Below are 16,776 nucleotides of genomic sequence, written 5' to 3' on the forward strand. Positions count from 1 at the left end.
GTTACACATTAATAGACTAATTCTTTTTTGCAAGGCGAATGACATTCCAGGATAACCTGGGTAAAGACGCTTTTACTACCCCATCCTCGATTGCCGCCTTGCCATTGCTATGGGGTACGACGTTAAACGGATTCTCCTTTGTATTGGTAGCCTTCAGATCCTCATTCTCAAGCACTATGTGCTCTACCACCCTATAACCTTCAAAACCCCTTATCTCGCACTCCAACAGCAAAGAATCCTGTTGATCTCTATTTACCGCAAATATCGTAAGCTCATTGCCGCTTTCGCTTAACACAGCCGCCGCCTCCAGCAACGGCACATCACTAAAATCCTTGCTGTCATATACCGGAGATGAAATGACGGCTTTCAACGACGTGCCTCTGCCGTAATTGGATGCGTGGAGATAAGGATAGTAAATGGTCTGACGCCATGCTCCTCCGTTGTTGTCCGTCATTATAGGCGCGATCACATTTACAAGCTGCGCCAGGCAGGCTATCTTTACTCTATCTGCGTGTTTTAGCAAGGTTATCAGCATGCATCCTACAAGCAGCGCGTCCTCAAAGGTGTACACGTCCTCCAGAAGCGGTGGTGCTACGGTCCACGGCTGTACCTTTTTGTCAGCTTCGTGGGAATGGAACCATACATTCCACTCGTCAAAGGACAGATTGATTGTCTTGTTGCTCCTCTTTTTTGCTTTTATGTAATCGCAAATAGACACCACTGATTTTATAAACTCATCCATATCCAGTGACTTGGCTAAATAATTGCCTATATCGTCTTCCTGATTGCCGTAGTATGTGTGCAGCGAAACATAGTCCACGTATTCATAGGTGTAATCAAGGACCGTCGCTTCCCACTCTCCAAACGTGGGCATTTTGCTGTTGGAGCTGCCGCAGGCTACCAGCTCTATGGAAGGGTCCACCAGTTTCATAACCTTTGCGGTCTCACACGCAAGACGGCCGTATTCCTGAGCGGTTTTATGGCATATCTGCCATGGGCCATCCATCTCATTGCCCAAACACCATACCTTTATGTTATGGGGTTCGTCGTATCCGTGGGTTTTCCTGAGATCACTCCAATAGGTCCCACCAGGGTGATTGCAATATTCCACCAGATTGCGCGCCTCATCCGCTCCCCGTGTACCCAGATTCACTGCCATCATCACATCAGCATTGACCCGCTTTGCCCACTGTACGAATTCATTGACGCCTACTTCGTTGGTCTCGATGGATCTCCACGCCAGCTCTAACCTGCGGGGTCTTTTTTCTTTTGGGCCTATTCCGTCTTCCCAATTGTAGCCTGAGACAAAGTTTCCTCCGGGATAGCGCACAATCGGCACTTTTAGCTCTTTGACTAGATCTATGACGTCCTTGCGAAAGCCCATATCGTCTGCCTCGGGATGGTCGGGCTGGTAAATACCCCCGTACACTGCCCTTCCCAGATGCTCAATAAAGGAACCGTATATGCGATTGTCGATGTCACCAATCTTATAATCCTTGTCTAAAATCATCTTTGCTTTTTTGTCCATTGTTATCTCTCCTCCTTTTTAGTCAATTTAACCAATCTTGCCCCATGCGAGGGAATATCCAGAACTACTGTTCTATTTACTATCCCCATATCCTCATGCGCCCATAAATCTCTCATTATGTAATCTCCTGATGGTAATTCCATCTTGCTTAACTGTATTTCCACACGGCTTTTTATTGGTCCCGTATTAAAAACAGCAAGGTAATAACTACCATCCTCATCTATAGCCATCCATGCAATATACTGTCCATAGCGGAACAATTGGCGGCCAGAATGAGAATGTTTCAGTACCCTCAATACTTCAGAATTGGTCAGTAGCGAAAGCGTCCACTCATCATTATCTCTTAATTCACAACCAACCATGAGGGGAGAGCGGAAAATACACCAAAGTGTCATTAAGGTTATTTGTTCGTCTTTCGTAAAACGAGTCCAGCGATCTCCAAAACCATGTTCCCGTGAACGAATGCCTATATGACCTATTGGCAACATATCTGCATCTGGCCAATGTCCCGGTCCCACATGTTTACTCCACTGATTACATTTTTCAAATGCGTCGAGTAGATCCTCCCATCTATCCCAAAAATCCCCTGAAATTCTCCACATATTTGCGTGTTGTTTTAAATGATCAGCATATTCTAGCAACGCCGGACCCGGAGACAAGCTTAATACCATTTCTCTACCGCAATTATCTATCGCATTTCGAATTAATTCAACTTCACCAGCATGATAGCGTTCATATCCTATATTAGAATAAGCAATATCATCAACTTTGACATAGTCTACTCCCCATTCAGCATATAGTTGGAAAAGAGAATCATAATACTGTTGTGCACCTTCCTTAGTCGGATCGACTCCATACATATCTGTATTCCAAGGACATATAGAATTTATATGTGCAATTTCTCTTGCCCTTACTTTAGTGCCATATATTGGTGTATTAGCATGGACCGCTTGTCGCGGAATACCTCTCATAATATGTATACCAAATTTTAAACCAAGGCTATGTATATAATCAGCCAAAGGTTTAAAACCCTTCCCATTTGCTGAAGATGGGAAACGGTTAACCGCAGGTATCAGACGCGAATACTCATCCATTTGTAATGGAACAAAAGGCCTGTATATGGAATCTCTTGCTCCAGGTTCATACCATTGAATGTCTACAACTACATATTCCCAACCATACGGTTTTAAATATTTCGCCATGTATTCAGCATTCCCTCTTACCTCCTCCTCTGTTACACTAGCTCCATAACAGTCCCAGCTATTCCAACCCATGGGAGGGGTTAAAGCAACTTTTTTGTTGATAATTTTTCATCCTCCTCTCTTATGCCAGTTCTAATGTGACCACTGACATCGCCGGAAGTAATACTTTAATTTTATTGTCTGTTATACTCGCTCCATCAAAATACTGCGGCACTACCTTCTCCGGACTTTCAAATGTATTATGGGCATTCATTTCATTTGCGGTTAATATTATTCCTGTTACTTTAGTTTTCTTTTCTCCTCTAAGCTCACACTCAATAATTGCAGGTTCTTTTGGATTTAGATTGCACAATGAAATATGTATTTTCCCCTCATTATCCATCGAAGCCGTTGCAGTTACTTGAGGAATACTTTCACCTGCACATCTATATTCAGGCGCTTTAATGTCCAAATCCAATAACTCTGCATCTTGATGAACTTTGTACATATTGAACACATGATAAGTTGGGGTAAGTACCATCTTTGAACCTTCCGTAAGAATAACCGCCTGCAGTACGTTAATAGTCTGAGCAATATTTGCCATCCTAACTCTATCGCAGTGTTTATGGAATATATTAAAATGTATACCAGCAACTAAAGCATCCCGCATTGTATTTTGCTGATAGAGAAATCCAGGGTTTGTACCAGGCTCCACATCATACCACGTTCCCCATTCATCCACGACTAATGCCACTCGCTTTTCAGGATCATATCTATCCATAATAACTGAATGCCTTGTAATAATCTCGTCTATGCGCAAAGCTTTCTTCATGGTTATAAACCACTCGTCTTCATCGAAATCGGTAGCTGAACCTTTTCCTAACCAGAAATCACCAGGTATGGTATAGTAATGTAAACTTAGTCCGTCCATAAATCTCCCTGCTTCTCTCATGAGCACTTCCGTCCAATTATAGTCATCACCATTAGGCCCACAAGCTATTTTGAAAATCTTATTTCCGCTAAAGTCTCTTATATAAGTTGAATATCTGCGATAAAGATCAGCATAGTACTCAGGGCGCATATTCCCCCCGCATCCCCAACTCTCATTTCCAACTCCAAAATATTTAAGCTTCCATGGCTTTGTCCTCCCATTAGCTGCTCTTAAATTCGCCATAGTGGAATCTCCGTCAAAGGTTATATATTCTATCCATTCTCTCATTTCCTGTATTGTTCCACTTCCTACATTACCGCATATATACGGCTCTGCCCCTAAGAGCTCACACAGCTCAAGAAACTCATGGGTTCCAAAGTGATTATTCTCTACCACACCTCCCCAATGTACATTGATCCTTTTAGGTCGCGACTCATAGGGCCCTATTCCGTCTTTCCAGTGATATTCATCGGCAAAACACCCACCAGGCCATCTTAAAACAGGAATTTTTAACTCCCTTAGAGCTTCAACAACATCTTTGCGGATTCCATTTATGTTGGGTATTTCTGAATCCTTTCCTACCCAAAAACCTCCATATATACATCTTCCTAAATGCTCAGCAAAATGACCATAAATATTTTTATTTATTTTGCCTTTCTTTATATCGGTGTTTATAATAACTTCAGTCATAAAATACCTCCTCTCTTAACAAAAAGCATTCCAACCTCGTAATTCTTTTTATTTTGACCTACGTACATCTTATTATCAAAAACGCTGATGTACGTTCAAGTTAAATATTTTAATTCTATAAAAATATTAAAAATCCTTCTTTAAAACTCATATTTATTTAAATTCAGGTCCTTTTTTGTTTTAATAAGCCCAGGTAAGATTGATAATTTTCATTCCATCTGCCTGTCACATTTACTGTATGGGGTTCGGACAGTGTTGGACTTCGTTTTGTAATGCAAACTCTTTCGACCAAATCAACCTTAATGCGATTTTCGTTCATCCAATCGAAGCTTTACCTCAAGCTTCCTCCAGGCTCCACCTCACGGTAGGCACCTTACTTTCGGTTAATGGTTCCCACTGCCAACCCCATAGCAAACATTCACCGCTTGCCAAAGGATTAACCTTTTAAAGATCCAATCATAACACCTTTTTCAAAATACTTTTGTATAAAGGGGTAGAATAAAAGTATTGGTACAGTAGAAACAATAATTACACCGTATTTAACCGCATCTGCATACTGTTGGGCATAACCTCCCGCATTACCACCCAATCCAGCACCCTCTGCAAAGACCTGGTTGACAAGAAGAATATCACGTAATATAATTTGCAACGGCTTTAAGTTGTCACTTTTGATATAAATAAGAGCTGTAAAGAAATCATTCCAGTGCCCAACCATGTAATAAAGTGCCATAACTGCGATTATAGGCTTTGAAAGGGGTAATACAATTTTCCCGAAGAATTGGAAATGAGAACAACCATCTAATGATGCTGCTTCATATAACTCTTTTGGAATCGACTCTTCAAAGAAGGTACGAGTTATTATAAGGTTAAAGACGTTGACACAAAATGGTATGATAAATACCCACATTGTATCAATTAGATGTAATTGCTTAATTAACAAGTACGTTGGTATTAATCCTCCGTTAAAAAACATTGTAAAAACAAAAAACAACATGATAACGCGTCTTGCACTAAATTCCTTCCTCGATAAAGCATATGCAGCGGGTAATGTAAACAGTAAATTAACAAGAGTTCCAAGCACTGTATATATAATAGTATTCTTATATCCTATCCATATTCTACCATCTTGAAATATTTGTTTATATCCATACAAGCTGAAGCCTTTGGGGTATAATGTAACCTGACCAGTAGCAACAAGATTCGCGTTACTCACCGATGCAATAACTATAAAATAGCACGGATAAGCAATAACTATAAAGATCAGAATACATAGTCCATATACAATAATATCAAATATTACATCGGATATATTCATTTTCTTAATTTTAGAAAAAACCATATAACATTCCCCCAATTTATTTCACAACTTTAATACTATATAGGTCAAAATCTTACCATAGACTGATATCTGCCAACTTTCTTGCAATGGCATTTGTGCAAATAAGGAACAAAAAGTTAATAACATTGTTAAATAACCCAATCGCCGATGAATAACTGTATTGGTTGGAAATAATTCCTATCTTATATACATAAGTGGCTATAACTTCGGAAACAGGAAGATTTAAACTGTTTTGCATCAAGAATACTTTTTCAAAGCCCGTATTTAAAATACCTCCCATGCTAAGAATAAAAAGTATCACAATAGTTGGAACAAGAGCAGGAATATCAACATACCAAATAGTCTGCCACTTATTTGCGCCGTCAATTTTACACGCATCGTAAAGTTGTGGATCAACTGAGGAAAGTGCCGCCAGATAAATAATACTGTTCCATCCAGCATGCTGCCATATGTCTGAGCCAACATATACCGGTACAAAAGCAGACGTAGATCCTAAAAGATCTACCTTACCCAATCCCACTGCTTTCAATAAATGACTGATAATACCGCTATTCGGAGATAAAAGAACAACCAATATACCTACCATAACAACAGTGGAAATAAAATGAGGTAAGTATACCGTTGTCTGCATAGTCATTTTAATCCGGGAATTTTTAATCTGATTTAAGAGCAGCGCCAAAAATATCGGAGCTGGGAAACCTACTAATATTGAAGTAACAGTTATTGCAAGAGTGTTTCTTATCAAAGTCCAAAATAGATAAGAATCAGTAAACATCTTAAAATACATGAGCCCTTCCCATTTACCTCCGGTTAAACCTTTAGAAAAATCAAAATCCCTGAAAGCCAATTGTATACCATACATAGGTATATAATTGAATATAAAAATTACAACAATGGCTGGCAATATCATTAACCATAACTGATAATCACGTTTTATACTATTAATGAAACTTGCTTTTTTAGGCATTACTATAACATTGCTTTTAGGATTACCCATTTCAGATTTCAAATACATAGATATAACATCCCTCCCACAGGAGATGCCATGCCATAGGCATAGCATCTCCCTAAAATTTACATAATCTTATTAGTTATTTGCTGCTTTCCATTTATCGTAATATTTTTGCATAATTTTTGTGATCTCATCTAGACCAGCCTTCTTACACTGTTCAATATAAGAATTCCATTCTTTGTCAATACCTCCCTTAACTATCCACTGAGACCATTTTGAGTAAGTTAAGTTATTTAAGTTGGTCTGTAAGGTTGCAATTCTCATGTTATCAGCACTATTAAACTTGATATATATACCAGGCCATACATCTTTTTTAGGATCAATTTGATTTAAATAAGGATCAAGAACTTTGGTTTCAGCTATAACATTACCTGGATCGGATGGAAGCTTGAGTTTAATTGAATCTGATATATACATAGGACCATTATCAGCTAATGTGCTAGTCCATTTCCATGTACCTGCATCCATATTAGGATCTTTGGGTGGTAATACAGTATATGATCCGTCTCCATTGTCACGTATATTAGGGCCAATAGATCCAAACAGTACCTGAATACTATTAACTGGATTATAGAATTGATCAATAAACTTCATGGCGGCTTCCTTATTTTTGCATTTTGCAGACATTACAACCATATTAGTACCATAGTTAAGACTGTTATAATCATACTCCCATGTTATCCTACCCGTATAATCAGCAAATGGCTTTAAAGGAGGCAATGATTCATATTGTGAAGCCCACTTAGGACCAAATCTATCAGAAGCCATCCAACCAAAGGTAAAACCAACTCTAGGCGCATCTGGGGAACGTGTAAGATTTTGATAGTGAGTATAATCTTGAGTAAAAACTTCTGGATTAATAAGACCAGCACTCCAAAGTTTATGCAAGAATTCAACTAACTTTTTGTAACGTTCGTCAATATAAAAATTCTTTACTACACCATTATCTACATAAAACCCATTCGGACCTGAAAGAGTAATGCCCTCACCACCGAGCATAACCTGAGCATTAAAAAATCCTGTACCTGGGGCCCAATCCATGGGGATTTCGTCGGTCTTACCATTGCCATTTGGATCTTTCGTCTTAAAAGCTAGGAGTACATTATAAAGTTCGTCCCAGTTCGTAGGCTCCTTCAAACCCAATTTATTAAGCCAAACTTTATTTATATATTGTCTGGTAGCAGTCTTAGGCCAAAACCTTTGGTACTTAGGGAGACCATAAATTTTGCCGTCAGGTTGTGTTGACATCTCCTTAAGCTCAGGATGTTCAGAAAACATTTTCTGAATATTCGGAGCATACTTTTCGATAAGCGGAGTTAAATCTTGAAAAAGTCCCGGAAACTGCGAAAAGTCGCTGTCTGTAATTGCTCCTGGCCCAATGATTAAATCAGGTATATCACCGCTGGCAAGTAATGTACCTTTCTTTTGATCCCAGTCACTGGAAATTTGCTGCCATGTAATTTCAACGCCAGCATCCTTCTCCATTTTTGTAAGCCATTCCATTTTATTAACATCCTTAGTAAGCGCATGTTTAACAACAATCGCTTTCAAATGCACTACCTGATTCGTAGAAGTTTTATTGGAAGTCGCACTGGTATTTTTGCTGCTTTTACATCCTGCAAGCAAAGATGTAACGATTAGCACAACAAGAAATAAAGCCAATTTTCCTTTCAATTTCATCTTTATTTCCTCCTCATATTTTACTTTTTAAAAATAATAGTTTTTAATGCGATAATAATGTAATTATTTTAATCAGCACTTCCAAACCACCTCTTTGTTCAATCTGTAATTTAAGGCAAAAGTTCGTGATCATGTATTCACGACGATACTTTACCACTCTCCTTTTCTTACAAATTGAATTTTTTCTAATTGCTTGTATGAAAACTATATCAAAAAAGTGAGCAATTGCTTATGAAAATGTAATTAGTATGAAATCACTCACTTACTATGCGATTGTACATATAGTACCATTTCATTTCTCCAACTTTATAAAAAGGCCTAAAAGTTCTTGTTATAAAGCTATAACCCAAATCGTGTCCCTTTTTAGTTTTAAAAATCATATCCTCATTACTAATTTTTTCTATCCAATTCCCTGGATTATTAACATCTCCCTTTAAAATGGTCATTTCATCACAGACTAAAACTACAGGTCCATAACAAAGTGCAACGATATCAGGGTTCTGTTTGTCAACTGCTTTAAAGTATAAATGAAATGGAAATTCAATTGATACAATATCCCCATTTTGCCACTTTCTTGATATAACACCCCATTCATTGGCTCTCGCATTAAGCTCAATATCTTCTCCATTTATCTTTACTTTTACCCCTCTTTTTACCCAAGATGGTACTCTAAATTTAAAAGAGAATTCAATATCTTTATCTGTTGTTATTACAAATTTCACCTTATCTTCTTCAGGATACTTAGAGAAGTTTTGTATTTCAATATTTACGGAATCCTTTTCCCATTTAACTCTAGATGGCAAGTATTGGCTAACGTATAAACTTTCATCATCATAATAATATAAAAGATTATAGTACTCAGCTACGTCATGGGGAAAAGTTCCAGTGCAGCATTGCCATGCAAAATTTGCACCCCCATTCTGAAGTCGTCTATCCTCAACTGTTTTTACAGCGCCATCAATAAAATAATTTGCATAATATTGAATTTTACCACCAGGTGCTATAGGTAATAGAGCACCAATTGCGTTATATAACATTTTTTCTACCCAATCACCATATTTAGCATTCCCTGTAAACTGTAATAAATAATTACATAATTTAAAGACAGCCCAAGTACAACATGAAACTTCACAATTACCCCACGTATCACTTCTAACTCTTTTGCCACCAAAAAATGTAGTATAAAACGGGTTTTTTAATGTTTCATCCCATGTCGATTTTAGTGCATCCCCTAAATATCCTTCATTTTCACCAAACAAAGTCTCTGCCGGCCCATATCCTCCTGTTGCATATATATGTTTTGTTGTTAACTCATCATATGCATTTTTTATAATATCTAAATACCTTTTTTCTTTCTTTACCTCATATGCTCGTGCAGCACTGCTTAAAGTATTTACATGACTATATGCGTGTCTCGGACCTATCTTAAATTCTTTATCCAAAAACTTATTCCAATAAAAATCATACTCCCATTCATTTGCAAATGCTTTATATTTTACATCTCCTGTTAATTCGTAAGCTCTATATAAGTTCTCTGGTAAAGTATACCATTCGATCATTTGAGAGTCCGTTATTTCTTTATCCTGAATACCATCTCTTTTTATGTTCCTTTTTAAATTTTTAATTGCCCAATCAGTAATTATACTTGCACATTCTATAGCCTTTTTATATCCTATATACTCATATACATCTAGCAGTCCTCCAAGTAACTTTTCATATATATATGAGCTTTTATTACCATGGGGATACATTCCATTTCCTTCTTCATCTATGCACTTTGCCCATTCGTTTATAAGATAATACACTTTTTCTTTTAATCTAATATCTTGTGTAATGATATACATTTTAGAAAGAGCGCCCACTATTTGACCAAATATATCACCATCAATACCATACCACCCAGTTAATTCCTGTCCTGGTGTTTCAAATCCAGCCTTTTTCCTAAAACCAAAAAGAAGACTATCATTTGGTATATTAAGATAAAATTCAACAGCATCATCAAATTGCTTTTTCCAATGACTATCCATAAGAGTTACATTCTTATATTTAAAAGAATTTATTTTATAAATGTCACTTGGTATAACAAGCACCTCCCCAAACATCAATATCCTGTGAAACGAAATAATCCTCTTCCTCGATTATTCTTCGTTCTTTACATTTATTACCTAAAAAGCGTTTTTATTGTATACCACCTTCCTTTCTTTTTCTACAGTATACGTACATTTTGTAAATTAAGATTAAAATGTACGTATATTTCTATTTTCTACATTTAGAATACTCTTTTATAAAAACATTTTCAAAGTCCAAATTTGGCCAAATTCATTGAATATTCGCCGTTTTTTTTTTTTCTAGAACATTACTCGTAATTTCTCATTCTCTCTCCATTTTTCTCCTATATGTGTTAAAAATACCTTTATCTCAATGTGAATCGGCCAACTCTATGTCTCTCTGTTTATAGAATATATACGGTAACCGACAGTAAGCAATTCTAAACAAAATGCTGTATATCCTGACTAGTTAATCAAGATACACAGCGTTCATTAAATCAAACCTTTATAGGAAGATTAGCATCTTTCCTAGTAAACAACGGTATAATATCCAGCGGTGCATTACAATTAATATATTGCCCGCCATTATAAACTAAGCCTGAATTAACTTCTCTCCATTCCGTACCTACCGGCAAATAAACTTCTCTTGACCTTGCACCTTCGTAAAGTACAGGAGCAACAAGAATATCTGGACCAAACATAAATTCATCCTCTATGTTCCAAGCTTCTTTATCATTTGGAAAATCATAAAATAGCGGACGCATTGGTGGTGTGCCTTTTTCATGTGCAGTTTTCATCTGTTCCATAATGTAAGGACGCAGTCTTTCTCGTAAAAATAGCAAATTTTTTATTATTTCATAAGCTTCTTCTCCAAAGCTCCATACTTCATTCGGCCCACAAGTATCAACATCATATATACCTGTATCTTCACCTCCAGCGTCCTCTCCTGTTGGTAATCGATGTCCGTGCAATCTGAAAATCGGACAAAATGTTCCATACTGGAACCAACGAATAATTAATTCACGGAACTTCTCATCTTGGGGGTCGCCTCCAAAAAATCCACCTATATCTGTTGTCCACCATGGTATTCCAGAAAGTCCTATATTAAGGCCAGCACACACCTGTTTACGCAAAGTTTCAAAACTTGAATGGATGTCACCAGACCATACAGCAGCTCCATAACGCTGGCTTCCAGCCCAAGCACAACGCGCAAGATTAATAACATCGTTAATGCCCTCTTTCACCATTCCGTCATAAAAAGCCTTTGCATAAAGCATTGGATATATATTACCAACTTCTAAGTTTGGACCTAAGTAATAACGTATGTTGTCAAAATCGTGAACCGAATATTCTGGCTCAGCTTCATCAAGCCAAAAGATTCGTATACCATATTTGAAATAATTCTCTTTAACCTTATTCCATACATATTTTTGAGCGTCAGGGTTTGTAAAATCAACAAACACCTCATTTCCCTGAAAAATCTTTTGGGTGCGAATACCACGGTCAGTTCGTACAAGATACCCCTTGTGTTTCATTTCACTATAGTTTTTACTACGTGGATCTACAGTAGGCCAAATTGAAACCATAAGCTGGATATCCATTTCTTTAAGCTCTTTTACCATCCCTTCAGGATCTGGCCAATATTTCGGATCAAAATACCATTCACCCTGCTGCGGCCAATGGAAAAAATCAATAACTATCACTGAGATAGGCAATCCTCTGCGTTTATATTCCCGCGCGACCTCAAGCAACTCTTCCTGAGTGCGATACCGCAGCTTACATTGCCAGAATCCTGAAGCAAAATAAGGCATCATTGGTGGTCGACCTGTGACCTGCGTATATCTTTCAACAATTTCAGCAGGAGTATCTCCTGCGGTAACCCAATAATCAATTAATGGCGTTACTTCAGCTACCCATGTAGTACAATTTCTAGCAAATGATACACGCCCGTAAGCTGGATTATGCCATAAAAAGCCATAACCACGGTTTGATAAAGCAAAAGGAATATTTACCTGGGAGTTACGCTGCGCCAGTTCGAGTTCACAGCCTTTTAAATTTAAAAATGGTTCCTGTCGTTGCCCTAGTCCATAAAACTTTTCTCCTTCAACTCCTTCAAAACGCACTGTCGCTTTATATAAACCACCTGGTATTGGCTTAAGTCGGTTGTTAACGTCTTGTCTATTCTGCCAGCGTTCGGCAATCAATGTTTCTCCTTTTTCGTTTTCAAACTTCACAAAGCCATATTCATTTATACGACATGTAAGCTTACCATTGGTAATCGATGCACATTTTTCATCAATTTTGATTTCGACTTTGCTTTTATGCTGTGGCAAAAGAGCCCACTCTCTATCTTCAGGCATTTTTGCTTCCATGGTGCAACGTAATCGCAAGCTGTTTTCACCCCAAGGTTCAATCCAAAGCTTTTCTCCATCGTACTCACGTATAAGGCGATTTCCTTCAACCCGGAATATACTTTCCATATTTCTCCTCCTCCAATATGGATTTGACCAACTTTACTTGTTGCTTAATACTTTTATTCCAAATGGCTCCAATGTTATTTCACCATTTATATATTTTCCTGTCAAAATATCCATCATTGGCTTATCTATAATTATTGTAGATGGCTTTCTATTGAAGTTCAAAACAAAATAGAATTCATCGGCACCTTTTATCCGCCTGAATATCTCTATTCCTTCATCACCCTTTATTTCAGTGACAGATACATTGCATTTCTCTGTAACTTTGTCCAGAAGTTCCTTTATTATACCATCACTCGGAATGGTCCCTACATAATAAGCATTACCCATACCGTACTTATTAACAGTAATAACAGCTTTACCTGCTAAATAGTCCGACTTATATTCTCCTAATACCTCTGCAGTAACAGGTGAAATAACATCAAACCATACATTAGCAGTTCCTTCGTTATCTCCAAAAATTATATTAATATTTTCATCGTCAGGTATTATGCTATATTCCTCTATATCTATGCCTAATAAATCTTTTAACGGACCCAAAAGGGATTGATCGTTCATCCTGTTATCCCACCTCTTAGCCCCTGCTCTCCAGGTAGTAAGGAAAGTACCTCCACCTCTCACGTAATTCTTTATGTTATCAGTAATTTTTTCATTGACCATTATAAGGCCCGGAGCTAAAACAAGCTTATAACCTGACAAATCATCTTCAGGACTTATTATATCTACAGGTATATTTCTGCTATAAAAATATTTATAATATTTCTTTATCTGCTCCATATACTTAAATCCTCTCTTGTGAGGTTGTATTTCAAAGGCCCATTCATTGTCAAAAGACCTGATTATGGCCACTTCGGCTTTTATCTCTGATCCTTCGATCAAAGGCCCGATTTTTTGCAGTTCTTGTCCTATCTGCTTCACCTCATGGTATCTTCTTCTCGGAACCCCATCATGATCAAGTATGCCATGCCAATATTCTTCGGTACCAAAAGTGCATGCTCTCCACCTGAAATAAACTATAGCATCTGCACCATGGGCTATAGACTGATATACCCAAAGTCTCATCTCGCCTGGTTTTAATTGCCTGCCCATCTCCTCCCAACCCGTAGGACCACTCTGTTGCTCCATAACCCAGAAGTTTTTCTTTTTAACACCCCTCATTACATCGTGGGACAACGCTATATTGGCAGCTATCTGGTCGCTTTTGTCGCTAAAATGATTTATAGGGTAATTATCCCACGAAATAAAGTCCAGGTCTTTGGCCAGTTGATAATAATCTATTTGGTTAAAAAGGCCCATAAAATTATGTGTAATTTTTTTATCAGGTGTAACCTCTCTAAGTATATCTATTTGAAGCTTTTGGTATTTTACGACTGAATCCGATGAAAAGCGCTTATAATCTAAAAGCAAGGAGGGATTATGGGATGTGACAGCCTTTCTGGGTACTATAACGCTATCCCAATCCTTATAAATCTGGCTCCAAAACACCGTGCCCCATGACTGATTTAATTTATTTATGTTACCATACCTTTCTTTTAACCATTTCCTGAACTCCTCTAAGCAGTTATCGCAATAGCATACCGTAGTATCATGGCAGCCAAATTCATTATCAATATGCCAGCATATTACATTGGAATTGCTTTTATAATGTTCAGCCATAGCTGTTACAATTTTTTTTGTATATTGTCGATATACAGGATTGTTATAGCAATAATGTCTTCTGGAACCAAATCCTTTCACATAACCATCATTATCAACAGGTAATATCTCAGGATGTTTGTCTATAAGCCATTTTGGAGGTGCCGCTGTAGGCGTACCTAAAATCACCTTTATACCATGTCTTGCCAGAATACTTATAGCCTTGTCCAGCCATGAAAAATCATACAGGCCTTCATCGGGCTCTAGCTTTGCCCACGCAAATTCTGCGAGGCGAACTACATTTATTCCAGCTTCTTTCATAAGATGGGCATCAGTCTCCCATCTTTCCTCAGGCCAGTGCTCCGGATAATAATCCGCGCCATAAAACATAACTCCTCATCCTTTCTATGGTTATGTTTGACCTTAGTTATAATTTATATTTTACTTTATATTTTACTATTGTTTAATTGCACCTGCAGTCATACCTTGAATAATATACTTCGACAAAAAGACAAATGCGATTAACATAGGTATTTGAATATTATTTCTTTAAATTCCATATTTAAATAAAGAATGTATGGTTTGTCTTTATATTCGTATAACTTATTAATAAAAATTGAAATGTACGTATATCCAGTTGTATTCTACAAGAATGCTAAAATTCCTTCTTCACTATTAAATTTTTATAAAATTACGTTTTTATAGTCCCGTATCCTCCATAACAAAATTTTTTTAATAGATAAACCCACAATTTGTCTACGCAGCTCCAAGCCTGTATACAGGATCGTGTATCAGCGTGTATATACGACGTTCAGTAACTTCTGTAGTTGTATAGATGGCCTATAAACAAGGCTAGTTTTTGTGCCTTATTTTACAAACAAATGGTGCCCTTATTTCGCTAGAAGCATAAGGACACCATCTAATAATTCTAAAATATTTTTATTTTACTCTTACCCACACCATCATTTCGCCTGGCGCTCGGTTAGCCCATGCAAAATACGGTATAAATTTTATGCTCACAGGCTTATACGACACATTAACATCTGCCTTATACAGCTCTTCTCCCCATGGCCCATAATCTTCTCTCTCTGCCTCTGCCTTTATCACACACACCCCGTTTAACAAATCTCTTTCGTATTCTACCTCAAATTTACTTCCTTTAGACAATACTATGTTGTTCAGATTTGAACCGTTATCCACCTCCTCAAGGCAGTAGACAACAGGCCCTCTCTGTATAGCAACCCTTCCTTCATCTTCCCTTACATTGGGATTCGCTCTCATCTTTAATACGGGCATTGATAGCAACAGTTCTACTTTGTCTTTTCCCCACCTTCTCTTTATACTTACATAGCCTTTGTTCATTGCACCTATCTCTATCTCTTCTCCATTGACCCTGACCTTTGTATCTCTGCACCAACCAGGAATCCTCAGTAACAGCGTAAACTCTGCTTCTCTCTCAGCACAAATATCTATTGCTATTCTGCCATCCCACGGATACTGGGTCTGCTGCTTTACTTTCACTTCTTTTCCCGAAATTTTCGCCTGCACTTCGCTATCTACGTATAGGTGTATATATAACTCATTATCCCCTGTAGAGTAAATATACTTGCCTAACGATGTCAATAACCTGGCTACATTGGGAGGACAGCAAGCGCATCCAAACCACGGCTGTCTAGTATACTTTACGTGAGCTTTAACTTTATTCTTGTCACACGCCTCAGGCCATACTTCCAGAGGATTTACATAGAAGAATTTTTTCCCATCCAATGACATCCCGCTGATCACTGAATTGTATAACGCTCTTTCCATAATATCAGCGTAACGCCTGTCAGGATCAATCTGCAACATCCTGTGGGCAAAAACACCAGGCCCACCGCTGCACAGGTCTCAGCATAGGCCGTATCGTTAGGCAAATCGTAGTCAAATGTAAAGGCTTCACCTATAGACATGGAGCCAATACCACCTGTGATGTACATCCTTTTAGTTGTTATGTTATCCCACAACTTCTTGCACGCCTGAATCAGGCTCTCATCTCCGGATTCTACAGCTACATCAGCCATACCAGAGCACAAATAAACCGCTCTGACGGCGTGACCTTCTGCGCTGGTCTGTTCTCTTACTGGCAAATGCACCTGAAAATAACTTGGCCCCAGCTCATCCCACATGCTGTAGAAATTCTTATTCCCTCGGGCCTGTGCCTCTATTTCAAAGTAAAGGGGCTTTTTACCTCGCTCATCAATAAAGTACTTACTCAG

11 protein-coding genes and 1 pseudogene are annotated in these 16,776 nt (G+C 37.9%); all 12 read right to left on the reverse strand.

Annotated elements, in window-relative coordinates; all coding sequences use genetic code 11:
* Positions 1 to 16: 16 nt before the first annotated feature.
* Positions 17 to 1,528 carry an arabinosylfuranosidase ArfA gene (gene arfA / locus CALPO_RS0104510; RefSeq protein ID WP_026486270.1) on the reverse strand — a complete coding sequence of 504 codons (1,512 nt, stop codon included), beginning with the start codon at positions 1,526 to 1,528 and terminating at the stop codon, positions 17 to 19.
* 2 nt (positions 1,529 to 1,530) lie between these two features.
* The gene (locus CALPO_RS0104515) at positions 1,531 to 2,802 is read right to left on the reverse strand and encodes a glycoside hydrolase family 27 protein (protein ID WP_035172167.1); all 1,272 of its coding nucleotides are present in this window, start codon (positions 2,800 to 2,802) and stop codon (positions 1,531 to 1,533) included.
* Between the two features lie 49 nt (positions 2,803 to 2,851).
* Positions 2,852 to 4,330: an alpha-N-arabinofuranosidase gene (locus CALPO_RS0104520; RefSeq protein WP_026486272.1), complete on the reverse strand. Its 1,479-nt coding sequence runs from the start codon at positions 4,328 to 4,330 to the stop codon at positions 2,852 to 2,854.
* A gap of 436 nt (positions 4,331 to 4,766) precedes the next feature.
* A complete protein-coding gene (locus CALPO_RS0104525; protein WP_026486273.1) occupies positions 4,767 to 5,669 on the reverse strand; it encodes a carbohydrate ABC transporter permease in 903 nt (300 codons plus the stop codon).
* Positions 5,670 to 5,721: 52 nt separating this feature from the next.
* Positions 5,722 to 6,684 (reverse strand): ABC transporter permease, encoded by a 963-nt coding sequence (locus CALPO_RS0104530; RefSeq protein WP_245589884.1) that lies wholly within the window; start codon positions 6,682 to 6,684, stop codon positions 5,722 to 5,724.
* Between the two features lie 72 nt (positions 6,685 to 6,756).
* Entirely contained in the window at positions 6,757 to 8,361 is a 1,605-nt protein-coding gene (locus CALPO_RS0104535) for an extracellular solute-binding protein (protein WP_218915143.1), read from the reverse strand.
* 254 nt (positions 8,362 to 8,615) lie between these two features.
* Complete coding sequence (locus tag CALPO_RS0104540) at positions 8,616 to 10,463, reverse strand: beta-L-arabinofuranosidase domain-containing protein (RefSeq protein ID WP_026486276.1); 1,848 nt, start codon at positions 10,461 to 10,463, stop codon at positions 8,616 to 8,618.
* Positions 10,464 to 10,906: 443 nt separating this feature from the next.
* Positions 10,907 to 12,889: a glycoside hydrolase family 31 protein gene (locus CALPO_RS0104545; RefSeq protein ID WP_026486277.1), complete on the reverse strand. Its 1,983-nt coding sequence runs from the start codon at positions 12,887 to 12,889 to the stop codon at positions 10,907 to 10,909.
* Between the two features lie 33 nt (positions 12,890 to 12,922).
* Positions 12,923 to 14,911, reverse strand: a complete 1,989-nt coding sequence (locus tag CALPO_RS0104550) for a beta-galactosidase (RefSeq protein ID WP_026486278.1) — start codon at positions 14,909 to 14,911, stop codon at positions 12,923 to 12,925.
* Between the two features lie 366 nt (positions 14,912 to 15,277).
* On the reverse strand, positions 15,278 to 15,358 hold the full coding sequence (locus tag CALPO_RS15220) for a hypothetical protein (protein ID WP_456059074.1): 81 nt from the start codon (positions 15,356 to 15,358) through the stop codon (positions 15,278 to 15,280).
* A gap of 102 nt (positions 15,359 to 15,460) precedes the next feature.
* Positions 15,461 to 15,883, reverse strand: coding sequence for a hypothetical protein (locus CALPO_RS15225; protein WP_407638219.1), 423 nt, complete (start codon positions 15,881 to 15,883; stop codon positions 15,461 to 15,463).
* Positions 15,875 to 16,776, reverse strand: a pseudogene (locus tag CALPO_RS15230) (glycoside hydrolase family 127 protein); the annotation flags it as partial. The gene CALPO_RS15225 and the pseudogene CALPO_RS15230, both read right to left, overlap by 9 nt.

Source organism: Caldanaerobius polysaccharolyticus DSM 13641 (assembly GCF_000427425.1).
In the GTDB taxonomy this organism is placed as follows: domain Bacteria; phylum Bacillota; class Thermoanaerobacteria; order Thermoanaerobacterales; family Caldanaerobiaceae; genus Caldanaerobius; species Caldanaerobius polysaccharolyticus.